Source organism: Hymenobacter miniatus, from assembly GCF_016427455.1.
GTDB classification, from domain to species: Bacteria; Bacteroidota; Bacteroidia; order Cytophagales; family Hymenobacteraceae; genus Hymenobacter; species Hymenobacter armeniacus.
Map to the genome: position 1 here is coordinate 369,013 of NZ_JAELXR010000002.1, position 26,408 is coordinate 395,420.

Below are 26,408 nucleotides of genomic sequence, written 5' to 3' on the forward strand. Positions count from 1 at the left end.
CTGGGCTCATAAAGCCATGCGGTCGAGCAGGGCGGCGAAGCTGGCGGCGTAAGCCGGGCGGGTGTGATGAGCGTCCGCAAAGGCCTGGACTTCAGCCGAGCGGCGCGCCAATTCGGCCTCGGGCCACCCCAACATGGTGCGCACGTGCTCGCGGATGGCGGCGATGATGAGGTCGGGCTCCTGGCTGGGTATTTCGAAGCCCAGGTGGGCAGCCCGCACCGTGGCGGTTTGGGTCACGATGGGAATCAGGCCAAAGTGCAGCAGCTGGGCCACGGCCCCTCCCCCGCCCTCCGAAGCGCTGGGGTACACGGCGCCAATGCAATTATTTGCCAGCTTGGCAAAAGCCGGCTTGCCCACGTCTACCCAACCCAGGTAGTGCAGGTTGGCATGCGCTTCGAGCAACGGCTTGAGCCACTGCCAGAGGCGCGGCTCCCGCTCGATGCCGCCGGCAATGTACAGATGGGCGTCGGGGAGGGAGCGAAAGGCTTCCACCGCCAAATCCAACCCTTTGAGCACGGCGCCGCCGCTGCCCAGCCACAAAAAATTGGCGCGGGCCGCGGGCACGTTTTTGGGCTCGTGCGTGGGCACGGCAGCCACGGAAATGTCGAGTTGGTGCCGTTGGGGACGGGCGCTGTAGAGCTGGCCCTGAAACGGCGTGCCCAGCAGAGTGATGTAGTCGGCGTATTCGTCGGAAAAGCTGATGCGGGTCTGGCGCTCGGGCCGCACCCAAATGCCGGTACGGTCCCGAAACGCTTTGATGCGCGTCATCTCGGCCAGGTTTTGAAAGGCCCAGTGGTTTTCGGTGCAGTAAAACACTTTTTTGACGGGCAGCTCCGGGGGGCATTCGGCCAGTCGGTCGCTTTGCACAAAAGCGGCGGCGTAGCGCGGCCAGTCGATGGGCTCCGGGCAAAACACGTCGTAGAAATCCACCACGTAGCCGCGCTCGTTCAGCTGCCGCACCATCTCGGCAATTTCCCAGTACATGGAATGCTCGTTGAGCATGGGCGCGCTTTCCAGCTTGTTGGCCACGTAGTACGGCATGGCGTGGATGACGTAAACCACCAGCGCGCGCGGCGCTGCTGGCCCCAGCTTGCCTAGGCCAATGTCGCGGATGGACCCGCCGCCGGGCGGCACAAAAAGACGGTCGGCCGTTTGGCGCAAAGCCTCGGCGAGGCGAAAACGAATACCGCGAACAGTGGGCATTGAGCTTTATTATAGGAAAAAGAATGAAGAAGCATTCACCCTAAAAACTGCTTCAGCCATCCATAAGCCTGGGCTACACGATTGGCGGGCACACCCAGCCGAGCGAGTTGCAACAAAGCCCAGCCGCGAACACTGGGTTGCACTTCTTGGCGCCGATTAAGCCACTGCACGCTTTCGGAGCTACCAAGCAGGTACAATTCTTCTGAGAAGGCGGCGATGTGCTGATGAATGATGGAATCGCCTTCAGAACTAACACCAAGGTGCTTGCTAACAATACGCAAATTGGTTTCTATTAACTGGCGCTTACGTTTATGCATGAAAGAATTACCGTGAATTCGATAATAACACGTTATTTCGGGCAAGTATAAAAACTCATACTTGCGTGCCAAACGCAGCCACATATCCCAATCTTCGTATGCTAAGTTCTCATCAAAAAACCCAACATTGGTGAAGCATTCTCGGCGAATGAGCAGCGTCATGGCACCCAAAAAGTTAGTTTTTAGCATTTCCAGCCATACGTCACCTGCAAATGGCAAAATTTCTTTTGTATCATATACAGAAGGCACCAAAATATTTCCTGCCGCGTCGATTTTGCTCAAATCGGTATAGACAAGCCCGACTTTTGGTGGAGCAGCTTCCATCAATGCGACTTGGCGTGTCAGCTTATCTGGCGAGAATATATCATCGGACCCGATGGTGGAAACATATTTTCCCTTCGCCATGCCGAGGAAGGAATTAAGAGTATGGCACACCCCCCTGTTAATTTCCTTTGCAACCAGTGTGGCTTTCAATTCTGGATATGCCGTAAGCCAAGAGCGAATCAATTTTACAGAATTATCAGTTGAGCAGTCGTCTATGATTATTAGTTCCCAATTTTTGTAGGTCTGCAGGCGAATACTTTCTAATGTCTGAATAACATAGGAGTCGTTGTTGTAGGAAGCGACGCCTATGCTCACCAACGGCGCACTGTGCTTCAATGAATTATTCATGAACATTTTGGTCGTTGGCCATTATTTTACGCTCCATTACCAAGAAACGGGGGTCTAACTTATCCTCAGTTTTCACGAAGTGGAAGCCTGTTTTGCGATATAGGCGCACAGCGCGCTCATTATCTGGAAGTACTCGCAAGTATATGCGCCGCAATCCACGCTCCTGTGCCAGCCGCACCGCTTCTGCTATCATCCAAAGACCTATTTGGCGTCCCCAATAATCTTTATTACCCAAATAGCCCCAATACTCCGCGTCGTCAGAAGTAATGTGCTTAAGCCCCATTACGCCGATGGCTACATTGCCGTGCCAAATACTTCGAATGAGTACATCTGTTCGTTGGCCTAACGTTGAGAACCAGCGAAGCTGTTCTGCTTTGTCTACGTGCTGACCATCTATTAACGTCCGAATTTCTGGGTCATTTACCCAATAAAAAGACAAGTCTAATACATGCTCATCAAATTTATCGATTCGCAATTGGTCGGCAGGCACTACTTCTAAGGCGCTCATTAGCGAGATATTTTTGCGCCTAAATAATCAGAAGGCTTTTTCATACGTATCAATTAATTCAACGGTGGCTCCGAAGCCTTCTTTCTGCGCGAGCAATCCTGCATTCAATTCTCCTTCGGCAGTGGATATTCCAAAGGAAAAACGCGGAAAAACGCCCTGAACATCGGTGAGCACCTGGGCAATGATGGCGTCGACGGCCCCTACTTGTTTGCCTTGCTCATTGGCCGAAATGTACTGGGTGTGCACGAAGCCGTGGGCAGCGTCGAGAAACAGCAGCACGCCGCCCACCACCGCCTCCGCGTAGCGGGCCACATACAGCTGAATATTGTCGGGGAATTGTTGTTGAAGCAACCGAATTTCAGCTTCTGAGTGTGGCGGTCGCACCCCGTGAGTTTGCCAGAGGTTGGCCACGAGCAAGGGCCAGAACTCCGAAAAGTCATTGCTCATCGCCACAGTCACGCCCGCGTTGCGGGCCTTGCGCACATTGTCTTTCCGCCCCTTGCTGATGCGTAACGGTTGGGTCAGGTCGATTACAGAATTCAACTCCCGTCTTTGCAAGGCGAATCCCTGCTGATGGAAGTAAAATAAGCTGGCCTCGGCGGGCTGACGGCAGAACACCCGGGCTACGGGCTTGACCAGCAAGGAAGTAAATCCATCTGCCCGAAAGGCTGTAAACAAAGCATCATACACCTCCTCCAGCAACGCATACTTCAGTTCGGTGGCGTACACTAACCCACCGTATGTGAGTCCCGGATGCGCAACGAGGGTGGTTGGAATTGAAGAAGTGCGCGAGCGCCCGGCTACGAATACGGCAACAAGCTCGTTTTTGCGCCAAACCAAGTAAGAGTGGTCCTCAAACCGGTCGGCATGATATTCCATAAATTCCCGTCTGAACAAGAAAGTGCCGTTCGCCGACTGGTCGATGAACGCATTCCAGACAGCTGACGCCGATGGTTCATAGTGACGAACTTCGAGTGTTGTTCTTACTTGAGGGATCATAATTGTCGGGGCGCCAAATTTTTAAATTGCTGCTGTAAAGCTTGAAATACAGCGTATTCCCGAATATAATCTTCTTCACTGTACTCCAGAGATGCCAAGCACAGCAATACGGCGTTGTGCGAAAACTTAATTGTGCGCCAGTACAGTTTAGGGATGTAAAGTGCCACATTGGGCGAATCCAACACGAAGGTTTCGGTCTTGCCATCCACCCCTTCCAGCACAAACTCGATGCGCCCGCTGGTGGCAAAAATCAACTGCTCCAAGTCGTGGTGGGCGTGGTGGCCCCGAATCACGGAATCGGGTGTGTAGTAAGTCCAATACACCCGCTGCACAGTAAAGGGGAGGGTACTATTCTGGCTCACCGTAATGTACCCTAAGGCAGGGGAGCCTATTTTAGAAAACTCAATAAGACGAGGAACCGACATGGGAAAGGTATACCGTAAATAAGCAGCAGAAGTTAGCTGCCAATGAAACCACGCACGGCGGCGGCCACGGCCGCCACGTGTTCTTCAGTCATGCCGGGCCACATGGGCAGGCTCAGGCTGGTAGCGGCGAGCTCCTCGGCAATTGGGTAGGTACCGGCCGGAATGTTGAGGTGGGCATACGCCTGCTGGCGGTGCGGCGGCACGGGGTAGTGAATGAGCGTGCCGATGCCGGCCGCCGTGAGGTGGGTCTGCAAAGCATCGCGTTGGCCGGTGCGCACCACGTAAAGGTGATAGACGTGGGTGGCGCCTTCGGCCACGGCCGGCAGCAGGAGCCCACCGATGCCTGCGAGGTGCTGGTTGTAAAGAGCGGCCACGGCTTGTCGCTGGGCCGTCCAAGTGGGCAGGTGCGGCAGCTTCACGCGCAGGGCTGCCGCCTGCAGCTCGTCGAGGCGGGAATTGTGGCCTACTACTTCGTTGTAGTATTTCTGCTGCGAGCCGTAGTTGCGCAAGGTGCGAATTTTGGTGGCCAGGGTTTCGTCGTTGGTGGTCACGGCCCCAGCATCGCCAAGGGCGCCCAGGTTTTTGCCGGGGTAAAAGCTGGTGCCGTTTACCTGCCCGAAGCTGCCCGTGATGCCGCCCTGCCAAGTGGCGCCTTGGGACTGGGCGTTGTCTTCCACCACCCACAGGCCGTGGCGCTGCGCGATGTCCATGATGGGGCCCATCTCGCAGGCCTGCCCGTAGAGGTGCACCGGCATGACGCCCTTGGTGCGCGGCGTGATGGCGGCCTCCAGGCGGGCGGAGTCGAGGTTGTAAGTATAAGGATTGGGCTCGACGGGCACCGGCACGCCGCCCACGAAGGAAATGGCCAGCCAGGTAGCGATGTAGGTGTTGCTGGGCACGATGACTTCGTCGCCGGGCTTCACGCCCAGTGCTTCCAGCGCCAAGTGCAGCGCGTCGAGGCCATTGGCCACGCCCACCGTGTGGGCCACGTGGTTGAAAGCACTGTATTCGGCTTCAAAGGCCTTTACCTGCTCGCCCAGCACATACCATTGTTTGTCATACACATCGGCCAAGGCGGACAGCATTTCCGTACGGATAGGGTCGTGCTGGGGAGAAAAGGAGAGAAACGGAACGGTCATGAACGAAGCTGTAATAGCAGATATATGGGCTGCAAAGATAACAAGGCCGTACCTCCCTTTGCGTCGGGGGCATCGAGTTTTGGGTATGTTCAGCTTTTAAGCAACCTTTCGTGTAACCAAAGTGATAACAATCGGCCTGCGTTCAACACCTCTTGAATGGACCACCGTTGCGTAATGAACTCTTGAGCCTGCCCCCAAACCTAAATCCGCATTCGCGTTCAACTACTTGTCAAAATCATTGTCAGCAGCCTCATTCATACACCCCTGTTATTTAGCAATTGATTTGAGCACGTACAGCACTTCTCCAGAAGTGAAATCCCGGTAGCTGGCCCGCACCAACGGCTGCAGGGAAGCAGGCAGCACGGCCCGGCGCGAGGCGCAGATGAATGCCAGCTGCGCCTCGCGCACCAGTGCCAGCGGCAGGCTATCGGCGCACACGGGGTGTCCTTTCTGGCGTTGCAACTCGGCCAGCCGGTACAGGGTGGTGTTGCGCTGGGCAACCCCGGCCTCCAGGGCTCCTTGGGCGTAGCGTGGGTCGGTGCTCAGGCTATCGGGCACCAGGGCCGAGAGGGAAAGCAGCTGATAGTCGTTTTTAAAATTGGAGACGTAGGTGCCCGCCGTGTACGAATCGGCCCACAGCATGTAGGCGTTCTCGTAGTCGGCATCGGCCAGCAGGTAGCCGCCGCGGTTGGGCAGCGCCCGGAGCACCGGCCCTACTTGCTTGAGAAAGTGGCTGGAGAAGCGGCCGTTGCCGGTGGTATCGGTGCGGGTATTCAGCAACGCCAGCGCGGCCATGCCGGCCACCGCCAGCATGGGTCGTACCGCGTGCGAGCCCTGCACGGCGCGGCCTATCCCCACCGCAACGATGGCCGCCGACAGCGGCAGCACGGGATTGGAAAAAAACTGAAACGCGTCGAGAAAATGATGACCAATGGCGCGCATCAGGGCAGCTCCCAGCACGGTCATTACGGCCCAGACCAGCAGGGGCAGGTCGGCGAGCAGGGTCGCCCGCGTGACGGTGCGCCACCCCAGTCCCGCCATCAGCGCAGCATGGCCAACGAAGTACAGGACGTAGATGAGCAGGGTGCCAACGGCGATGTTGAAGACCAGACGCGCTTCGCCAGCCGGCGGAATGATGGCGGCCAGCGCTACCTCCTGCCCCGCGCCCGGCAGCTGCACGATGCGGGAACTCAACAGGTAAAAAACGCCCAGATACAGCGCTACCCCCGCCGTGGGCGCCACCACGGCCATGGCTTCCCGTAGCGAAGCTTTTCGGGTGGCCCACAAGTATGCAGCCATGCCCACTACGCCCAGGCCAATGGCCGGAGCCGTGGATATAAACGCCAGCGGCACGGCGGCCACAGCCAGCCCCGCGGCCCGGTACCGGTGCCGCAACAGCAGCAACACGCTCAGCAGCTCAAACAAATAAATGGACGCCAGCTTGGGGTGCAGCACCAGCGGCAAATGCGCAATCAGCGAGCCGTCGAGGATGACGCGGTACCGCAGCAGGTAGGGCCAGCAGGTGCCCGTGACGGTGAGCGTGGCCAGGCCCAGCACCACCGCCCAGCGGGGCCGCAGCCCGCAGTGCGCGTAGATGGCGGCAAAGCCCACCCCGCACATGGTCAGCAACACGGTGGCCACGCTCACAAAATACACCCACACCGATGGCAGGCCCGTGAGGCGCACGGTCAGGGCATTGAGCCAGATGCCGAAATAGTGGTAGGGCTGCGCCGTCTGAAACTGCGGGTACAGCATTTCCAGCGAGTTGGTTTCGATGCCCAGGTGGTTGAGTGGCAGCGTGAGGCGGCTGTAGTACACATAGTCCTGAAACGGGGTTTGCAAAAACGGTGAGCCTGGCTCGTATACCAGCAGAAACTGGCCGACAAACACCACCCCAGCCAGGGCCAGCACCCAGGCCAGCTGGCGAGCGGTGCCAAAGGCGGGCCCGGGCACAGTGCCTAATGGAGCCCGCAGGGCGTAGAGAACTCCCAGCACCAGCAGCAGCACCGGCAACAAGGTGGTGGCGCCCCGCGTCTGCCAGATGGCATAGGAGGCCGTGAGCAGCACCGTCCCGCTGAGCAGCCGCAGAAAGCAGTTCCAGAAAAATTCTTCGGCGACGGGCCGCAGCCAGCGCAGCAACCCCGAACCCGCGCCGTAGCACAGGCACAGGGTTCCCAATGCCACCCCCAGCAGCCGTAGGCCTAGTTCCACTGCCACTGCGCGCTAGTGGCCACCCAGCTCCGTGCCAGGCAGCTCATATACGTCGCGCACCACGTAGAGCGGGCGCTGGCGGGCGGCGTCGAGGCCGCGCCACACGTATTCGCCAATCACGCCGAGGGCCACCATCTGGAAAGCCGACACCACGAGCAGCACCACCATGAGCGTGGTCCAGCCGGCCGGCTCATTGGGATGCAGAAACTTGAGGGCGATGACGTAGAGCCCGTAAACGAGGGCGACAAGCCCCAGCCCCAGCCCCAGCACCGAGATAGCGCGAATGGGCACGAAGGAAAAAGCCATCAGGGAATCGATGAGCAGCTTTATCTTCTTGGAAAGCGTCCAGCGCGACTTGCCAATCTGGCGCTTGCGCCGCGTGTAGGGGATGTTGACGTAGGCAAATCCCAGCCACACCATGAGGTAAAACACGTTGGAATTGCGCTCGTGCAGCTTCAGCACCTCAGTGGCCACCTGCCGGTCAAAAAACACGAAGTCGAAGCCGCCGTCGGGGATGTTGCGCAGGGCCAGCTTCTTCATCAGCCAGTGAAACGTCTTGGCCAGGGTTTGCGACAAGCCGGTTTCCTCGCGGTCCTGCCGGTTGCCGATAACCAGCTTGAAGCCCTGCTGCCAGTGGCCGTACATGCGGGCCATCAGCTCGGGCGGGTCCTGCAAATCGGCGGTGATGACGGCCAGGCAGTCGCCGGTGGCGTGGGCCATGCCGGCCACAATGGCATTATAGGAGCCCACGTTGCCGGCCAGGTCCACCACGCGGATGCGGCCCGGAAACTCCGCCTGGGCCCGGCGCAGGGCCCCGAGCGTGTCATCGCCGGAGCCATCGTTCACGAAAACGTACTCAAACGTGACTTCGGGCGGAAAATTGACCTCGTTGGCCACCAGCTCGCGCGACGTAACCGGGATATTCTCCTCGTTGAAATAGCAGGGAATAATAACGGAAAGTTTGGGCATAGCAGAAGAGAGGCGAAGGGCGCAAATAAGGCCGGCTGAAAACCGCAGGCTGCAGCACGGGAAGGCCAAAGTTAATGGCTATTGTACGCCAATACGTGGCTAGTTGCGCCGAGCCGGAACCCCAGCTTCTCGGCCGTCCGAAACACAGCGTGGTTGGTGGCCTGGGTGGTCATCAACACAGCTTCGTGGCCCAGGGCCTGGGCCCGACGCAGGGTTTCGGCCGTGAGGCGCAGGTGCCAGCCCCGATTGGCCGGCCCCACGGCCGTGAGCAGCACCCGCGACAGCCGGGTGCCGAGGGCCTCAGCGTCGTGCGTCAGGTCGCTGATGGCCAGAAACGAATCGACGGGCAGGCCGGGCTCGTCGGGCACCAGCACGGTGGTGGCTAAGCCAGCACTCACGGTGTTTTCGGCGTAGCGGGCGAGGTAGGCATCGGCTCGTTCAACGCCAAACCACGGGTCGGCGTGAAACCGGTCGTAGGGGTTGCGGGCCGTAGCGGCAATCCGGCCAATGTGCGCGTCCTCCCCTACGTCTGCCCTGCGCACCGGAAAGGATGGAAATTGAAAGCTGGCCAGCTCGCTGCGGTAAAACGTGAGCCGGGTTTCGACCAGGCGCCACCCAGCGCCGGTAAGAGCCTGAAACAAGCGTACGTCCTCGGCTGGCACGATGCTGAACGCATAAAAAGCCGGGTGCCGCGCTGCGAGGTGCTCGCGCAGGCCAGCGGCCGCCTGGGTAAGTACCGCGGGCGAGGCTTCCGGGCCAAACAGGCCCGTGAACAGCCGCAGCATGGAAGTGCCAAAGTACGCCGAATCCCAAGGCAGCTGCTGCCACAGCCAGCGCATTTCCGGACTGCCGGGGGCTCTGTAGGTTTCCTCGCCGGCCTGCTGGCCCCAGCGAGCCGCGGCCCCGGTGCCAAACAGCTCCTGCTGCCGCTCGGCGGGCAAGTTCCGCAGGAAATAGTAGGGCGAATAAAAGGCGAGGTCGGCCGCCCTCGCGCCCACCAGCCCGGCTACGCTTTCGGCGTCCATGTCTGCCGGAAGGTGTCGTAGTCCCGAATGTAGTCGTCTTCGCGGTAGGGCTGCGAGGCCAGCGCCAGCTGCACCGCCGTGTGCGAATACTGCATGGTGTGCCACGCGCAGGGCGGGATATAAAGCCCCACGTAGGGGTCTTCGAGCCGGTGAATCTGGATGTCGCCGTCGGCCAGCTCGGTCGTGACGATGATGCGACCGGCCACGGCAATGAGCACCTGTTCGGTGCGGTGGTGCGCGTGGCGGCCCCTCACGATGCTTTCGGGGGTATAATACGTCCAGAACACGCGCTGCACGGCAAAGGGCAGCGAGTCCTGTACGTTTTCGCCCACCGAGATGTACCCAATGCCGGGGTCGCCAAGCTTGGGGAAATGAATGAGATGCGGAGCGGGATAATCGGCCATAAAAACAAAAGTGGGGGATGAAAACGAAAAAAGAGCAGCCGGCTATGCCAACTGCTCTTTTTCGCCTTTGCGCGAAAGCTTTATTTCACGTGCTCCTTGAAATACTCCAGGGTGCGGCGCAGGCCTTCGGCGCGGTCCACCTTGGGCTCCCAGCCCAGGATTTCCTTGGCCTTGGTGATGTCCGGGCGGCGCTTCATGGGGTCGTTCTCGGGCAGGGCCTGGTAGGTCGGCTTGAACTCGACGCCGGTGAGGCGCGCGATTTCCTCGCCGAACTCCTTGATGGTGATTTCCGACGGGTTGCCGATGTTCACGGGCAGGTGGTAATCACTCAGCAGCAGGCGGTAAATGCCTTCCACGAGGTCGTCGACGTAGCAGAACGAGCGGGTCTGCGAGCCGTCGCCGAACACCGTCAGGTTCTCGCCGCGCAGGGCCTGCGAGAGGAATGCCGGCAACACGCGGCCGTCGTCCAAGCGCATGCGCGGGCCGTAGGTGTTGAAGATGCGGATGATGCGCGTCTCCAGGCCGTGGTGGTTGTGGTAGGCCATGGTGATGGCTTCTTGGAAGCGCTTGGCTTCGTCGTAGCAGCCGCGCGGGCCCACGGGGTTCACGTTGCCAAAGTACTCCTCCACCTGGGGGTGGATTTCCGGGTCGCCATACACTTCCGAGGTGCTGGCAATCAGCATGCGGGCGCCTTTCACGCGGGCCAGGCCCAGCAGGTTGTGCGTGCCGAGAGAGCCCACTTTCAGGGTCTGAATCGGAATCTTGAGGTAATCAATCGGCGAGGCCGGCGAGGCGAAGTGCAGGATGTAGTCCAGCTTGCCGGGCACGAACACGAACTTGCTCACGTCGGCCTGGTGGAATTCAAAATCGGGCCGGCCAAACAGGTGCTCAATGTTCTGGAGCGAACCCGTCACCAGGTTGTCCATGGCGATGACGTGGTAGCCCTCTTTCAGGAACCGGTCGCACAGGTGGGAGCCCAGAAAACCGGCTCCGCCGGTAATCAGGACGCGTTTTTTTTCTTCAGTAGGGTTGGTCATATTATCTGGGTAGGTCGTCATGCCGAGCGTGAGCGAAGCATCTTTACTGCGCAAGTAGATGAATTACTCCTGAGGTAAAGATGCTTCGCTCGCGCTCTGCATGACGTTCTGTTATTCTCTGATTGTTACGCCTTCACCGGCTCTTTGTGGTCGGTTTTCACGCCGATGCAGTGGTAAGCGAAGCCCAAGGCTTTCAGCTCGCTGGCTTCGTAGATGTTGCGACCGTCGAAAATGACCTTCTGCTTCATCAGACGGGCCACCACGTCGAAGTTGGGCGAGCGGAAGTCGGGCCACTCGGTCACCACCAGCAGGGCGTCGGCGTCGATGAGGGCCGCAAATTCGTCTTTGGCGTAGGTGATGCTGTCGCCAATCATGTGCTGCGCCTCGGGCATGGCCACGGGGTCGTAGGCCGTCACGGTGCAGCCGGCGGCCAGCAGCTTCTCGATGATAACCAGCGAGGGAGCCTCGCGCATGTCATCGGTTTTGGGCTTGAAGGACAGGCCCCACAGGGCGATTTTCAGGCCCTTGAGGTTGCCACCGAAGTGACGGCTCACCTTGTTGAAGAGCACCGATTTCTGGTCCTCGTTCACGCTTTCCACGGCCTTGAGCACCTGCATCTTGTAGCCGTTTTCTTCGGCGGTTTTGATGAGCGCCTTCACGTCTTTGGGGAAGCAGGAGCCGCCGTAGCCGATGCCGGGGTAAATGAATTTGGTGCCAATGCGGGCGTCGGAGCCGATGCCCTGGCGCACCTTGTTCACGTCGGCGCCCATGATTTCGCACAAGTTGGCCACGTCGTTCATGAAGCTGATTTTGGTGGCCAGCATCGAGTTGGCGGCGTATTTCGTCATCTCCGCCGACGGAATGTCCATGAAGATGATGGGGTGGCCGTTCAGCAGGAAGGGCTTGTAGAGGCGACGCATCACCTCTTCGGCGCGCTCCGAGGCCACGCCCACCACAATGCGGTCGGGCTTGAGGAAGTCGTCGATGGCGGCGCCTTCTTTCAGGAACTCGGGGTTGGAGGCCACATCGAACTCGATGGTTTCGCCGCGCTTCTCGAGGGCTTTTTCAATTTCGGCGCGCACCTTGGCGGCCGTGCCCACGGGCACCGTGCTCTTGGTCACGATGACGCCGTAGCTGTTCATGTTCTCACCGATGCTGCGGGCCACGGCCAGCACGTACTTCAGGTCGGCCGAGCCGTCTTCGCCGGGGGGCGTGCCCACGGCGATGAACGCCACATCGCAATCCTTGATGGCTTCGCCGATGTTGGTGGAAAAGTGCAGACGGCCTTTTTCCACGTTGCGGCTCACCATTTCTTCGAGGCCGGGCTCGTAAATCGGCAAGATGCCTTTGTGCAGGTTGTCAATTTTCTTCTGGTCGATGTCGATGCACGTCACGTCGATGCCGACTTCGGCAAAGCACGTTCCGGTCACCAGACCTACGTAGCCAGTGCCTACAATTGCGATTTTCATATAAAAAGGATTGTGAGAAATTTCATTTTGGCCGCGCAAAGTTAGGGCCGTGGGCCGTTGCTTGCGCGTAGCAGGCTGCTAATTAGCTGGCCATGTACTGTTTCCACCACGTCTGGAACACGATGAGGCCCCAGATACGCGCGTGAACATCACCGGGATTGCGCGAAAACAGTTGCGCCTTCAGGTCGCGAATGGCCTGCACGTCGAAGATGCCCTGCGCCTCAATGAACTCGTCGCGCAACAGGTCGTTTTCGATGAGGCTGCGCAGTTCGCCGCGCATCCACTTCAGCAAGGGCACCTCGAAGCCGTGCTTGGGCCGGTCGTAGAGCTCAGCGGGCAACTCGGAGCGGAAGGCGTCCTGCACGATTTTCTTTTTCATCGTGGCGTCCACCTTGCTGCTCACGGGCAGCGAGAAGGCGAAGTTGACGACCTTATAATCAAGGAAAGGGGTGCGCACCTCCAGCGAGTTGGCCATGCTCATCAGGTCCACTTTCGTGAGCATGTCGTAGGGCAGCACCAGCTTCATGTCGGTGAGCAGCACCTCGTTGAGGTCGCCGTCGGAATGCAGGTCTTCCAGAATGTCCTTGCGGCGCTTGGCGGCGGCCTTTTTGCCCACCTTGCGGCGGCTGTCGGCGCTGAGCAGGCGGCGGGCGTCCTCGGGCGAGGCGAAGCTGGCCCAGTCCCAGTACCGGTCTTTCACGCCGGCCGTCATGCCGCGCGAAAAGCGCTGCAGCTGCCGGATGCGGTTGCCAAAGAAGCTGTTGCGCGACTTGGGCAGCGCATCCCACACAAAGCCCAGGGCCGTCACGGCTTCGGCCTTCACGCCGCCCTGCCGCACCTTGAATTCGCCCATGTGCTTGTTGTAGCCGCCGAACATCTCGTCGGCGCCGTCGCCGCTCAGGGCCACGGTCACTTTTTGGCGGGTGCGCTGGCTGAGGATGTACACGGCCAGGGCCGAAGAGTCGGCAAACGGCTCATCGAGGTACGACAGCATGTCGTGAATGTGCTCGTAGAGGTCGTTGTTGGTGAGCGAAAACACCGTGTGGTTGGTGTTGTGCCGGGCCGCCACGAGGTTGGCGTACTTGGTTTCGTCGAAGAAGGGCTCGTCTTTGAAACCGATGCTGAACGTGTTGAGGTGGGGCGTGTGGCGGGCGGCCAGGGCCGTGATGACGCTGGAGTCGATGCCGCCGCTAAGGAAGGCGCCGAGGGGCACGTCGGCCACGAGGCGGCGCTGCACCGCGCCGTCCATCAGCTCGACCAGCTTCTTCTGCTGCTGCTCGTAGCTGAGCTTGTTCTTGGCGACTTTTTTGGGGTCGTAGGGGATTTTGTACCAGGCTTTGCCCACCACTTTCCCGTCCTTGATGTAGAGGTAGTGGCCGGGCAGCAGCTTCTTCACGCCCTTGAAAATGCTGGCCGGACCGGGAATGTAGTTGAGCTGCAGGTACTGGCTCAGGGCCACGTAGTCGAGCTTGCGGGGCACGCCCAGCGCCATCATCGACTTCATTTCCGAAGCAAAAAACAGCTTGTCCTCGTCGCGGTAAATCAGCAGCGGCTTCACGCCAAACCGGTCGCGGGCAATGAACAGGGAGTTTTCTTCTTTGTCGAAGATGGCCAGGCCGAAAAAGCCGTTCAGCTTCTTGATGAAGCTGCGGCCCTCGGTGATGTACAGCTGAAGAATGACCTCCGTATCGGTCTGCGAATGAAACACGCAGCCGCGCTTGATGAGCTTTTCGCGCAGTTCGCGGAAGTTGAAAATCTCGCCGTTGAATACAATGGTGTAGCGGTTGGCGGCGTCGCTCATGGGCTGGTTGCCGTCGGCCGAGAGGTCGAGAATGGCGAGGCGCCGAAAGCCCAGTCCGCACTGGTCGTACACAAAATGGCCCTCCGAATCAGGACCGCGGCGAATGATGGCGTCGGTCGACGCCTGCAGGTTGGCCAAAGACTGGCGACCCGTTTCGGTAAAGGCAAATACTCCGGTTATTCCGCACATAGTAGCGCGCAAAAGTACGACCCGGCAACCTAAAGGTTGGTACCGGGGTATTACGAAAAAGGGAATTGCCTCAATTCCTTCTGAGCGGCGCCGGGTTATGCGGCGCTGTAGTCAAGCTTCTCGGATGGGTTTCGTTCAGCCCCTGCCCTTCTTCCTACCGTTTCACCTCCCCATCTTTTCTTTCCCATGAACCTCAACGAGCAATTTCAAGCCGCCGCCCAGCAAGTCAACAACCTGCCCGATAACGTGGCGGCCCAGCACATGACCGAGCTCTACGGCCTCTACAAGCAAGCCACCGAAGGCGACGTAAACATGAAGCCCGACGAAGTAGACCCCAACGCCGCCGACCAGGCCAGCGGCCCCGCCGGCCTCTCGCAGGCCCAGTGGGACTCCTGGAACCAGTTTAAAGGCGTGCCCCAGGACGAAGCCAAGCAGCGCTACGTGGCCCGCGCCACGGAAATTGCCGGTAGCTCCTCCGACACGCCCACCAACGCGGTGCCGACCGATGCCGCCACCAACGCCCCCGCCGGGCGTCCCAACGCCGACACCGACAACACCACCAGCTCGCGCCAGCCCGACCACGGCCCCGGCCAAAGCACCCAGGGCGGCTTGCGCGGCGACATCACGGCCGGCGCCCCCTACGGCGGCGAAGACAAGCTGAAAGGCGAACAGGAATAACGCCGGGTCGGTTAATCAGTCAACAAAGCGCACGAGAAGCGTCAGAAGGCAATCCCGAGCGTGGGGCTGCCTTCTGACGCTTCTCGTGCGCTTTGTCGATTGGGTACTGAGGATAAGGTCACGCCAGGGCTGGTTTCAACTGTATCATTGCCCTCCGGAGCAGCCCCGCTCCTGCTTAGCCTCCCAGCCTCTATGGACCGTCGCCTGTTTTTGAACCAAAGCACCCGCGTGGCCCTCACGGCCGCCCTGCTGCCCGCCGTGGCCTGCCAAACCACTACTGATAAGAAAATGACTGCTGAGGCGGCCGAAGCCGCCGGCCCACCTTCGGCCGATGCCGCGCCCTTCGCCCTGCACGAAGCCACCGTGGCCGACCTGCAGGACCGCATGGCGAAGGGCACCGAAACCGCCCGTAGCCTGAGCGAGAAGTACCTAGAGCGCATCAAGGCCCTGAACGAGGCCGGGCCCATGCTGCGGGCCGTCATCGAAACCAACCCCGACGTACTGAAAATTGCCGACGGGCTGGACCAGGAGCGCAAAGCCGGCAAGCTGCGCGGGCCGTTGCACGGCATTCCGGTGCTTATTAAGGACAACATCGACAGCGGCGACCAGATGATGACCACCGCCGGCGCGCTGGCCCTGCACGGGCACAAGGCCCGGCAGGACGCCTTCATTGTGCAGAAGCTGCGGGCCGCCGGCGCCGTGCTCCTGGGCAAAACCAACCTGAGTGAATGGGCCAACTTTCGCTCCTCGCACTCGGTGAGCGGCTGGAGCAGCCGAGGCCAGCAGAGCCGCAACCCGTACGTGCTCGACCGCAGCACCAGCGGCAGCAGTTCGGGCTCGGGCGCGGCCGTGGCGGCCAACCTGTGCGCCATTGCCATCGGGACCGAAACCGACGGGTCGGTGGTGTCGCCGTCGTCGTGCAACGGGCTGGTGGGGCTCAAGCCCACGGTGGGCCTGCTGAGCCGTAGCGGTATTATTCCGATTTCGAGCACCCAGGACACGGCCGGCCCCATGGCGCGCACTGTGCGCGACGCGGCCCTGCTGCTGGCCGCCCTGCAAGGCGCCGACCCAGCCGACCCGGCCCGGCTGCCCCTGCCGGCCGCCCTTCCTGCCGATTACACGTCTTTCCTCAAAGCCGATGCGCTGAAAGGCCAGCGGCTGGGCGTGGAAAAAGCCCACCTCAACGGCCCGCCCGCCGTGGCCAAGCTGCTGAAGGCAGCCGTAGAAACCCTCAAAGCCCAGGGCGCCACCGTGGTGGAAATCGAGCTGAATAAGCTGGTGAACCCGCTGGGCGAGGCCGAGTTCGACGTGCTGCTGTACGAATTTAAGGACGGGGTGAATAAGTACCTGGCCGGCGCCGGGGCATCGGTGAAAAACCTGGCCGATGTCATTGCCTACAACAACGCCCACGCCGCCGAGGCCATGCCCATCTTCGGTCAGGAAACCCTTATTCGGGCCGAAGCCACCGACGGCCTGGGCAACGCCAAATACAAAGCCGCCGTGCAGAAAAGCGTAAGCGGCGCCCGCCAGGCCATCGATTCCCTGCTGAAAGCCAACCAGCTCACGGCTATCGTGGGCGTAACCACGGGCCCGGCCTGGTGCATCGACTGGGTGAACGGCGACTACTCCACGGGGGTGGATTTTTCCTCGCCGGCGGCCATGGCGGGCTATCCGCACCTCACCGTGCCCATGGGGCAGGTGCGCGGGCTGCCGGTGGGCCTGTCGTTTGTGGGCTCCGCGTATCAGGAGGGCAAACTATTGGGGCTGGGCTACGCCTACGAGCAGGCCACGCACCACCGCGCGGCGCCGAAGTTTTTGCCGACGGTGCAGGCGTAACCTCACCCCCTGACCCCCTCTCCAAAAAAGAGGGGGCACCGGCCTTGCTCCTGACGACTGAATAAAGCATCGACTTCACGCACCGGCGCCCCCTCTTTTTTGGAGAGGGGGTCAGGGGGTGAGGTCTTCGTTAGAAAATCTTGCCCGGGTTCAAAATGCCATGCGGGTCAAACACCTTTTTGATGCCGCGCATCAGTTCCAGATTGGCTTCTTTCAGGGCAATGCCGATGTAGCCTTTCTGCACCAGGCCGATGCCGTGCTCGCCCGAGATGGTGCCGCCCAGCTTTACGCAGAGCTCAAAAATTTCGGAGATGGGCTGGCGCAGGCCCACGTTCCACATCTCGTCGTCGAGGTCGCCGCGAATGATGTTGACGTGCAGGTTGCCGTCGCCGGCGTGGCCGTAGCACACGCTTTTGAAGCCGTAGCGGGCCCCGATTTCCTTCACGCCCTTCAGCAGCGTGGGCAGCTCGGCGCGGGGCACCACGGTGTCTTCTTCTTTGTATACGGAGTTGTAGCGGACGGAATTGCCGATGTTGCGGCGAATTTTCCAGAGCTCGTCTTTCTGCGTGGCATTGTCGGCGAGCAGGATTTCGCCTACGTCGTACTTTTCGAGCACGCCGTACACCTGTTCGGCCTCCTTGTACAGCTGGTCGAGGTCCTGCCCGTCGAGCTCGATGAGCAGGTGGGCTTTAATGTCTTCGGGCAGGGTGAGCGGGATTTTCAAATAATCGGACGACCAGGCAATGGCCTCGCGCTCCATAAACTCCATGCCCGAGGGGATGATGCCCGCCCGAAACACGGCCGACACGGCGTCGGCGGCCTCTTCTTCCTGGCGGAAGGGCACCAGCATGAGGATGTTCTGCTGCGGGAAAGGCAGCAGGCGAAACACCACTTTGGTGATGATGCCCAGGGTGCCCTCCGAGCCCACCATGAGCTGGGTGAGGTTGTAGCCGGTGGAATTTTTGAGGGTGTTGGCGGCCGTCCAGATGACGTCGCCGGTGGGCAGCACCACCTGCAGGTTGAGCACGTAGTCCTTGGTGGTGCCGTATTTCACGGCTTTGGGGCCGCCGCTGCTGTGGGCCAGGTTGCCGCCGAGCGAGCAACTGCCTTTGCTGGCCGGGTCGGGTGGGTAGAACAGGCCCACTTCCTTCACCGCGTTCTGAAACGCCTCGTTTACCACGCCCGGTTCCACGGTGGCCTGCAGGTTGCGCTCGTCGATGTGCAGGATTTTATTGAGCCGCTCGGTGCTCAGCACCACGCCGTGGTGGATGGGCAACGCGCCGCCGCTGAGGCCGGTGCCGGCGCCGCGTGGCGTGACGGGAATGCGGTGCTCGTGGCACAGGCGCATAATCTGGCCGATTTCCTCGGCCGTGCCGGGACGCAGCACCACGTCGGGCGCGAAATGGAAGTCCTCGGTGTGGTCGCGGCCGTAGTCGGCGTAGGCATCGGCGGTGGCGGCGGCTTCGGCGCGCTGGGCCGTGAGCACGTGCGCGGGGCCAACAATGGCCTCGAAGGCCACCAATAATTCGGGGGTAAGGGCGTTGAAAGGCATGAGCGGTTAAACTGAACAGGCCGCGCAAACTATCTTTGCGGCTAATGAGGAGGGCGACAACGAAGATACTACCGGTGCTGCTGCTGACTTTGCTCGGGCTGGCCAGCTGCCACCGCAAGCTCAACTACCGCGACGGCCAGTACCGCTCGGCCCGCGAAATGGTCCGGCTGAAAAAAGGCGGCCGCGCCGCGCCCACCCGCCCTGGAAGCAAGGTGAAAGTGGTGAGCGCCACGCCCAGCGGCGGCAAAAACAAGGTGGTGGTGAAGCGCCCGGCTCGCATGGGCAGCGCCACCGGCACGCTGGCCTCGGTGATTGAGACGGCCCGTTCTTATCAGGGCACCCCCTACCTCTACGGCGGCACCACGCGCCTGGGCCTCGATTGCTCGGGGCTGTTGCAATTGTCTTTTGGCGCGGCCGGCGTCAGCATCCCGCGCTCGTCCAATGAGCAGGCCGTGTGGGGCGACCCCATCAAGAGCACCGACCTGCAGCCCGGCGACCTGGTGTTCTTCGGGGCCTCGCCCGGCAGCCGCACCATTACCCACGTGGGCCTGGTGACCGTGGCCGACGAAGAAGGCGTGGATTTCATTCACGCGTCGACCTCGCTTGGGGTGGTGGAGAACAGTTTGGAGTCGGATTATTACCTCAGCCGGTTTATTCGGGCGGTGCGGCCTCGTTTGTAATATTCCGCCGCTACCTTTGTGGCGTTAACGCTTCGATGGGCCCTGACGAGTTAATGGTAAAACTCCCGTAATCTTGGCTCCTTCGCGTCGGCGTTACCTTTGCACTGCTTTCTGCCCTTACCTGATTTTTACTTATCCCACTGTTTCACCAACTCTTTTTTGTATGAATAATTCACGTTTACGCCATTTATTCCTGGTGGCGTTGATGCTCCTCACGGCTCATCTGGGCTGGAGCCAGGGGGCTACCACCGCGGCCATGAGCGGGGTGGTGTCTGACAAAGACGGCTCGGGGCTGCCCGGGGCCACGGTCATCGCCGTGCACACTCCCACCAACACGCAGTACGTAGCTCCTACCAACTCCGACGGCCGCTTCAACATTCAGGGCATGCGCGTGGGTGGTCCTTACACGGTGAAAATTACGTTCGTGGGCTACCAGGATGTGAACCGTAACGACATTTTCCTGGCCCTGGGCCAGAACCTGCGCCTCGACGTGGCCCTCACCACCTCAACCACTGAGCTGACCGAGGTGACCGTGAGCGGCCGCCGCGACCCGGTTATCAACGCCGGCCGCACCGGCGCCGAAACCAACATCAGCCGCGAGCAAATCACGCGTCTGCCCACCCTGAGCCGCAACCTCAACGACTTCACCCGCCTCACCCCGCAAGCAGCGGGCGGCGGCAGTTCGTCGTTTGGCGGCGCCAACAACCGCTACAACAACATCACCATCGACGGCGCCGTGAACAACGACGTGTTCGGTCTGGCGGGTTCGGGCACGCCCGGCGGCCAAGCCAACACCAACCCCATCGCCCTCGACGCCATCGACCAGATTCAGGTTGTATTGGCGCCTTACGACGTGACCCTCGGCAACTTCACCGGCGCCGGCGTGAACGCCATCACCCGTTCGGGCACCAACGAATTGTCGGCTTCGGTTTACGGTTTTGGCCGCAACCAGAACACCATTGGCAAGAGCGTGACCGAGCCCCGCGTGAAAGCTGACAAGTTTTCGAACTACACGACCGGTTTCCGCGTGGGCGGCGCCGTGGTAAAAGACAAGGTGTTTTTCTTCCTGAACGGGGAAATTGCCCGCGTCAACACGCCGCTGGGCTTCCTGCCGGGCGCCAGCGAGTCGCGCGTTTCCATCGCCGACCTCGAGCGCATCCGCAACGCTTCGCTCAACGCCGTGTACACGTCGGGCCCCCGCGCCGGCCAGCTCATCTACGGCGGCTACGACCCGGGTTCCTACGGCGACATCAACGCCCGCACCGAGAGCAACAAGATTTTTGCTCGCCTGGACTTCAACTTGTCTGAAAACACTACCCTGACGCTGCGTCACAACTTCGTGAAGGCGTTTGACGACAACATCACCCGCGCGGCCAACAACGTGCGTTTCAGCAACAACGCCTACAAATTCAGCAACCTGACCAACAGCACGGTGGCCGAATTGAACTCCCGTTTTTCGGGTGGCTTCTCCAACAAGCTGATTCTGACCTACACCGCTATTCGTGACTCGCGCGACGTGCTCGGCCAGCCCGGCCCGGCGTACCAAATCAGCGACAACGGCAACACGTATTCGCTGGGCCAGGAACGTAGCTCGGTGGCCAACCAGCTCGACCAGGACATCGTCGAAATCACCGACAACCTGACCAAAGCTTTCGGCAAGCACACCATCACCATTGGCACCCACAACGAAGGCTTCAAGTTCCGCAACCTGTTCTTGAACAACGGCGCGGGCTACTACCTCTTCGGCGCCACGCCGGCCATTGCCGCCCAGCCCGCCACCGCTACCACCAACGCGGTGGCCGCCGTGCCGGCCTACACCGGCATCCAGAACTTCGAATTGGGTCGTTCGACCCGCATTCAGGCCTCCTACCCCACCGCCGACAACGGCGAAGCCAAATTCAAAGCCGCCCAGCTCGGTTTCTACGTGCAGGACGAATACACCCCCGTCGAAAACCTGCGCCTGACCTACGGCCTGCGCCTCGACGTGCCCTTGTTCATCGACAAGCCCGGCGACAACACGGCGTTTAACACGTCGGTGGCCGCCAACCGCCCGGGCTTCGGCTCCGAATACAAAACCACCAACACGCCGAACGGCCAGTTGCTGTGGTCGCCCCGCCTGGGTTTCAACTGGGACGTGAACAACGACGCCAAAGTGCAGCTGCGCGGCGGTACGGGCATCTTCTCGGGCCGCGTGCCGTTCGTGTGGATTTCGAACTCCTACACCAACAGCGGCATCATTCAGGGCTCGGTGGACCAGACGGGTACCGCCGCCATCCCCTTCAACTCCACCACGGGCGCACTGGGCACGGTGTCGTCGCCGGTACTGCCGACCATCTACCTCTCGCCGAGCGACATCTCCACGCGCTACAACTCTGTGCCGACCAGCCAGATTAACTTGGTGCGCAACGACTTCAAGCTGCCGCAGGTATGGCGCTCGAACCTGGCCGTAGACTTCCGCCTGCCCGGCGACATCGTGGCCACCTTGGAAGGCATCTACTCCAAGACGCTGAACGACATCTATTACCAAGACATCAACCTGACTGCTCCGGTAGGCCGCCTGGCCGGCCCCGACCAGCGCCCGGTGTATGCCGCCGCCACGGCCGACCGCCGCGTAGACGCCCGCTACACCAACGTGTACCTGCTGGCCAACACCAGCAAAGGCTACCGCTACAACGGCAGCTTCCAGCTGCAGAAACGTTTCAACAACGGCCTGAACGCCACCGCGGCTTACACCTACGGCGAGTCGAAGGAAGTGAACAGCGGTTCGAGCAGCACGGCCTCGTCGAACTTTGGCTTCAACCAGATTCAGTACGACCCCAACAACCCCGAGCTGGGCTACTCGCGCAACGACCAGCGCCACCGCGTTATCGCCAGCGCTGGCTACACCTTTAAGTACGGCAACGACGCCTACGCCACGACCCTGACCATGTTCTACGAAGGCCGCTCGGGCCAGCCGCTGACTTACATCTACGGCCAGAACACGGACGTGAACCGCGACGGCAACACCGGCAACGACCTGCTCTACATCCCGACCAACGTGTACGATGAAAGCCAAATCAAGCTGGCACCGGGCTCGGGCGACACCCGCACCAAGCTCGAGATTCAGCAGCAGCTGGACGCCTTCATCGAGAACGACCCCTACCTGCGCACCCACCGCGGCCAAGTGGCCGAGCGTTTCGCCGCTCGCCTGCCCTGGACGCACCAAATCGACGTGCGCGTGGCACAGGATTTCAACTTCATGGCCGGCGGCAAGAAAAACTCCATCCAGCTGACGTTTGACATCCAAAACGTGGGCAACCTGCTCAACAACGACTGGGGCCGCCAATACACCGTGGCCAACAACGCCACCGAACTGCTCCAAGTGGTGAGCACGGGCCCCGGCGTGCAGCCGACCTTTACGTTCCCGGCTTCGTTTGCCACCACCAACCGTCCTTACGACTTTGCCCCCTTCTTCTCGCGGTGGCAGGGCCAGTTGGGCGTGCGCTACAGCTTCAACTAATAAAACCGTTGTGTAAGCAACACCAAAAAATAGGCAGGGCGTTATCCCTGCCTATTTTTTTGCCTTGTTGCCTAATTGTTACACTGGCCTTTTTGCATCGTCGGCCGGGGCACCCTTTGCCTTAAATTGGAAGACCGAATGGGCCGCATTCATCCTACTCCTACACATTGTTTCACCAAACTTTTTTGTATGAATAAGCTGCGTATACACTCCCTGTTCGTGGTGCTTCTGCTGCTCTTCTCGGCCCAACGGGGCTGGAGCCAGGGCGCTACCACCGCCGCCATGAGCGGCCTCATTGCCGACACCAAGGGCCAGGGCCTGCCCGGCGCCACGGTGATTGCCACCCACACGCCCACCAACACGCAGTACGTGGCGCCCACCAACGCCGACGGCCGCTTCAACATCCAGAACATGCGCGTGGGTGGCCCCTACACGGTGAAAGTCACGTTTGTGGGCTACAAAGACCTGGTGCGCGACGGCCTGTACCTGACGCTGGGCCAGAACCTGCGCTTCGACCAGCAGCTGAGCGACGGCAACACCGAGCTGAGCGAGGTGACCGTGAGCGGCCGCCGCGACCCCATCATGAACGCCGACCACACCGGCGCCCAAACCACCGTGCAACGCGAGCAGATTGAACGCCTGCCCACCATCAGCCGCTCGTTCGACGACTTCACCCGCCTCACGCCCCAGGCCAACGGCCAGAGCTTCGGCGGGCGCAACTCGGGCTACAACAACATCACCATCGACGGCGCCATTTTCAACAACTCGTTCGGCCTGGCCTCCACGGTGGGCGGGCAGGCCAACGCCCAGCCCATCTCGCTCGACGCCATCGACCAGATTCAGGTGAGCATTGCGCCCTACGACGTGCGCCAGGGCTCCTTCACCGGCGCCGGCATCAACGCCGTGACCCGCAGCGGCACCAACAAGTTCAGCGGCTCGCTCTACGGCTTCTACCGCAACCAGAACCTGGTGGGCAATAAAGTGGGCGACTTCAAGCAGGACTACCCCAACTTTAACCTGAAGAACTTCGGTTTCCGCCTAGGCGGCCCCATCATCAAAGACAAGCTGTTCTTCTTCGTCAACGGGGAACAGGAAACGCGCGTCGACCCGCCCACGGGCAACTACATTGCCAACCGCGACGGCGTGGCCGCCCCCGGCGCCAACTCCACCACGTCGGCCGCCACAGCGCGCGACCTTTCCATTCTGCGCAATTTCCTGGTGACGAACTACGGCTACAACCCCGGTGAGTTTGAGAACTACAACCTGCGCACCTTCAGCCGCAAGGCCACGGCCAAAATTGACTGGAACATCAGCGCCAACCACCGCCTGAGCGTGAAATACAACTACCTGCAGTCGTACCGCGACGTGCCCCCGAGCGGCTCCGGCGCGCTGGGGCCGTCGAACATCGGCCGCTCGCAGTCGCAGTTCGGCCTGCCGTTCTTCTCGTCGTACTACACCATCAACAACAACCTCAACTCGGTGATTGCCGAATTGAACAGCACCTTCACCAGCCGCTTCGCCAACAACCTGACGGCCGGCTACTCGGCCTTCCGCGACTTCCGCGAAAGCCCCGGCGGAGGGTCGTTTCCGCTGGTCGACATCGGCACGGCCACGGCCCGCACGGCGGCCGGCGGCAGCATCAACGCCGCCAACAGCTACACCTCGTTTGGCTACGAGCCGTTCTCGGCTTTCAACGTGCTGAACTCGGACGTGTACCAGATTGGCGACAACTTCACCATCTTCATGGGCAAGCACAACGTGACGGTGGGCACCTACAACGAGTTCTACAAGTTCACCAACGGCTTCTCGCCCAACTACTACGGCGCCTACGCCTTCAACGGCCTCGACGATTTTTATGCGGCCGCCCGCACGGGCCAACCGGGCCAGCCTGGCTACTTGGGCTACACCCGAGATGCTAACGGCAACCCCATTCCTATTCAGTCCACTCCCACCGGCACAGCGGCCTTCCCGCAGCGCTACCAGCTGTCGTACTCGGCCCTGCCCGATGGCTCGTTTCCCTTCGCCGTGACCAATGCGGCCCAGTTCGGCCTCTACGCCCAGGATGAATGGAGCCCGCGCAGCAACCTGAAAGTGACCATCGGCCTGCGCGGCGACCTGCCGGTGATTTACTCCGACATTGCCCGCAACCAAAACGCTGCCAACCTCACCTTCCGCGACGGCGTGAAGGTGGAAACCGACAAACTGCCCACCCGCAGCGTCCTGCTCTCGCCCCGCGCGGGCTTCAATTGGGACGTGAACGACGACCGCAAAACCCAGCTGCGCGGCGGCACGGGCATTTTCACGGGCCGCATCCCCTTCGTGTGGCTGTCGAACCAGGCCGGCAACAACGGCGTGCAGTTTGGCTCGTTCTCGCGCTCCGGCGCCGACGTGTCGAACGCCGGCAACTACTTCTCGCCCGACGTGAATGCCTACCGCCCCAACGGCGCCGCGGCCAACACCCAGTACAACTTGGCCGTGACGGCCCGCGACTTTAAATTCCCGCAAGTGTGGCGCACCAACCTGGCCCTCGACCAGGACCTCGGCGGCGGCATCATTGCCACGCTCGAAGCCCTGTACACCAAGGACCTCAACGCGGTGTACTTCCAGAACGTGAACCTGCCGCAGCCCGTGGGCCAGGCCAATGGCCCCGACAACCGCCCCATCTTCTACCGCTTTGGCACCATCAACACCACCGGGCCCAACGCCGGCCTTTACACCACGGCTTCCGTGGGCTCCGGTGCCAGCGCCCAGCCCAGCCTCATTGCCAACAACCGCATCTACAACGGCCAGGGCGGCGTATCGGCGGCCAACCCCGTCATCACCGACGCCATTCTGATGAAGAACACCAACAAGGGGTATTCGTACTCCGTGACCGGGCAGCTGCAGAAGTCGTTCAGCAACGGCCTGTACGCCAGCGTGGCCTACACCTACACCGACGCTCGCTCGGTGAACGACGGCGGCACCATTGCCCAAACCAACTGGCGCGACCGCCCCGTGTCGGGCGACCCCAACGCCGACGTGCTGAGCTACTCCAACTTCCTGCAGCAGCACCGCGTCATTGCCTCGGTGTCGTATAAGCGCGAGTACCTCAAGCACTTGGGCACCACGCTCTCGCTGTTCTACGAAGCTGCACCGGCCGGCCGCTTCTCCTACACCTACGCCGGCGACATGAACGGCGACGGCTCGGGCGGCTCGGGCAACGACCTGATGTACATTCCGCGCAGCCAGTCCGAAATTGCCCTGCGCGACATCACCCTGAGCGCCGCCCAGGGCGGCGGCATCTACTCGGCCGCCGACCAGTGGAACGACCTGGACAAGTACATCAGCCAAGACGCTTACCTCAGCAAGCACCGCGGCGAGTACGCCGAGCGCAACGGCGCCGTGCGCCCCTGGCAGAACCGCCTCGACGTGCGCCTGCTGCAAGACATCTTCACCAACATCGGCGAAAACCGCAACACCCTGCAGCTGAGCATCGACGTGTTTAACATCGGCAATTTGCTCAACAGCAGCTGGGGCACTTTCCGCACGCCCAACGTGACCAACCCGCTCACCTTTGTGGGCTACGACGCCCAGGGCCGCCCCAACTTTAACTTCCCCTACCTCACCAACCCGGTGCGCAACGCCGACAACACGGTGACGCCCGGCGTGAAGCTCACCGACACCTTCCGCAGCGACACCGGGGGCCTGGGCTCGCGCTGGCAGGCGCAAGTGGGCATCCGCTACATCTTCAACTAGGCCATTGGGCCCGGTTCGACCCGGAAAGCGGGCAGGAAGCTTTTCCTGCCCGCTTTTTTT

19 protein-coding genes are annotated in these 26,408 nt (G+C 61.0%); 5 read left to right on the plus strand and 14 right to left on the minus strand.

Annotated features, from left to right (window positions below; all coding sequences use genetic code 11):
- Positions 1–6 precede the first annotated feature (6 nt).
- From JAO73_RS04680 to asnB, 13 genes are all read right to left on the minus strand, one after another.
- On the minus strand, positions 7–1,203 hold the full coding sequence (locus JAO73_RS04680) for a glycosyltransferase (RefSeq protein WP_198975994.1): 1,197 nt from the start codon (positions 1,201–1,203) through the stop codon (positions 7–9).
- A 35-nt stretch (positions 1,204–1,238) separates the two neighbouring features.
- On the minus strand, positions 1,239–2,192 hold the full coding sequence (locus JAO73_RS04685) for a glycosyltransferase (protein WP_198975995.1): 954 nt from the start codon (positions 2,190–2,192) through the stop codon (positions 1,239–1,241).
- Positions 2,185–2,700: a GNAT family N-acetyltransferase gene (locus JAO73_RS04690; protein WP_198975996.1), complete on the minus strand. Its 516-nt coding sequence runs from the start codon at positions 2,698–2,700 to the stop codon at positions 2,185–2,187. The genes JAO73_RS04685 and JAO73_RS04690 overlap by 8 nt, the downstream gene beginning before the upstream one ends.
- 27 nt (positions 2,701–2,727) lie before the next feature.
- Complete coding sequence (locus JAO73_RS04695; protein WP_198975997.1) at positions 2,728–3,699, minus strand: GNAT family N-acetyltransferase; 972 nt, start codon at positions 3,697–3,699, stop codon at positions 2,728–2,730.
- Entirely contained in the window at positions 3,696–4,124 is a 429-nt protein-coding gene (locus tag JAO73_RS04700) for a sugar 3,4-ketoisomerase (protein WP_198975998.1), read from the minus strand. Before JAO73_RS04700 ends, JAO73_RS04695 begins: the two co-directional genes overlap by 4 nt.
- Before the next feature lie 32 nt (positions 4,125–4,156).
- The gene (locus tag JAO73_RS04705; protein ID WP_233168688.1) at positions 4,157–5,209 is read right to left on the minus strand and encodes a DegT/DnrJ/EryC1/StrS family aminotransferase; all 1,053 of its coding nucleotides are present in this window, start codon (positions 5,207–5,209) and stop codon (positions 4,157–4,159) included.
- Between the two features lie 321 nt (positions 5,210–5,530).
- Complete coding sequence (locus JAO73_RS04710) at positions 5,531–7,447, minus strand: hypothetical protein (protein WP_198976000.1); 1,917 nt, start codon at positions 7,445–7,447, stop codon at positions 5,531–5,533.
- A 39-nt stretch (positions 7,448–7,486) separates the two neighbouring features.
- Complete coding sequence (locus JAO73_RS04715; RefSeq protein ID WP_198976001.1) at positions 7,487–8,443, minus strand: glycosyltransferase family 2 protein; 957 nt, start codon at positions 8,441–8,443, stop codon at positions 7,487–7,489.
- Between the two features lie 71 nt (positions 8,444–8,514).
- Positions 8,515–9,468 (minus strand): hypothetical protein, encoded by a 954-nt coding sequence (locus JAO73_RS04720; RefSeq protein ID WP_198976002.1) that lies wholly within the window; start codon positions 9,466–9,468, stop codon positions 8,515–8,517.
- Positions 9,450–9,872, minus strand: coding sequence for a sugar 3,4-ketoisomerase (locus JAO73_RS04725; protein WP_198976003.1), 423 nt, complete (start codon positions 9,870–9,872; stop codon positions 9,450–9,452). The genes JAO73_RS04720 and JAO73_RS04725 overlap by 19 nt, the downstream gene beginning before the upstream one ends.
- A gap of 80 nt (positions 9,873–9,952) precedes the next feature.
- Positions 9,953–10,909: a UDP-glucuronic acid decarboxylase family protein gene (locus tag JAO73_RS04730; protein ID WP_198976004.1), complete on the minus strand. Its 957-nt coding sequence runs from the start codon at positions 10,907–10,909 to the stop codon at positions 9,953–9,955.
- Between the two features lie 125 nt (positions 10,910–11,034).
- Entirely contained in the window at positions 11,035–12,378 is a 1,344-nt protein-coding gene (locus JAO73_RS04735) for a UDP-glucose dehydrogenase family protein (protein WP_198976005.1), read from the minus strand.
- Positions 12,379–12,460: 82 nt separating this feature from the next.
- The gene (gene asnB / locus JAO73_RS04740) at positions 12,461–14,368 is read right to left on the minus strand and encodes an asparagine synthase (glutamine-hydrolyzing) (RefSeq protein ID WP_198976006.1); all 1,908 of its coding nucleotides are present in this window, start codon (positions 14,366–14,368) and stop codon (positions 12,461–12,463) included.
- 186 nt (positions 14,369–14,554) lie between these two features.
- On the opposite strand from asnB, the gene JAO73_RS04745 reads away from it, so the two are divergent.
- Positions 14,555–15,046, plus strand: coding sequence for an acyl-CoA-binding protein (locus JAO73_RS04745; RefSeq protein ID WP_198976007.1), 492 nt, complete (start codon positions 14,555–14,557; stop codon positions 15,044–15,046).
- A gap of 192 nt (positions 15,047–15,238) precedes the next feature.
- Positions 15,239–16,882: an amidase gene (locus JAO73_RS04750; protein ID WP_198976008.1), complete on the plus strand. Its 1,644-nt coding sequence runs from the start codon at positions 15,239–15,241 to the stop codon at positions 16,880–16,882.
- A 130-nt stretch (positions 16,883–17,012) separates the two neighbouring features.
- Here JAO73_RS04750 and JAO73_RS04755 read toward each other — a convergent pair whose 3' ends face one another.
- A complete protein-coding gene (locus JAO73_RS04755) occupies positions 17,013–18,434 on the minus strand; it encodes an FAD-binding oxidoreductase (RefSeq protein WP_198976009.1) in 1,422 nt (473 codons plus the stop codon).
- A 44-nt stretch (positions 18,435–18,478) separates the two neighbouring features.
- Here JAO73_RS04755 and JAO73_RS04760 point away from each other — a divergent pair, with 44 nt between their 5' ends.
- The 3 genes from JAO73_RS04760 to JAO73_RS04770 all read left to right on the plus strand — a co-directional run bounded on the left by JAO73_RS04760 (position 18,479) and on the right by JAO73_RS04770 (position 26,348).
- Positions 18,479–19,114, plus strand: a complete 636-nt coding sequence (locus JAO73_RS04760; protein ID WP_233168689.1) for a C40 family peptidase — start codon at positions 18,479–18,481, stop codon at positions 19,112–19,114.
- Between the two features lie 163 nt (positions 19,115–19,277).
- Positions 19,278–22,613, plus strand: coding sequence for a TonB-dependent receptor (locus JAO73_RS04765; RefSeq protein WP_198976010.1), 3,336 nt, complete (start codon positions 19,278–19,280; stop codon positions 22,611–22,613).
- Positions 22,614–22,802: 189 nt separating this feature from the next.
- Positions 22,803–26,348 (plus strand): TonB-dependent receptor, encoded by a 3,546-nt coding sequence (locus tag JAO73_RS04770; protein ID WP_198976011.1) that lies wholly within the window; start codon positions 22,803–22,805, stop codon positions 26,346–26,348.
- The last annotated feature ends 60 nt before the right edge of the window (positions 26,349–26,408 follow it).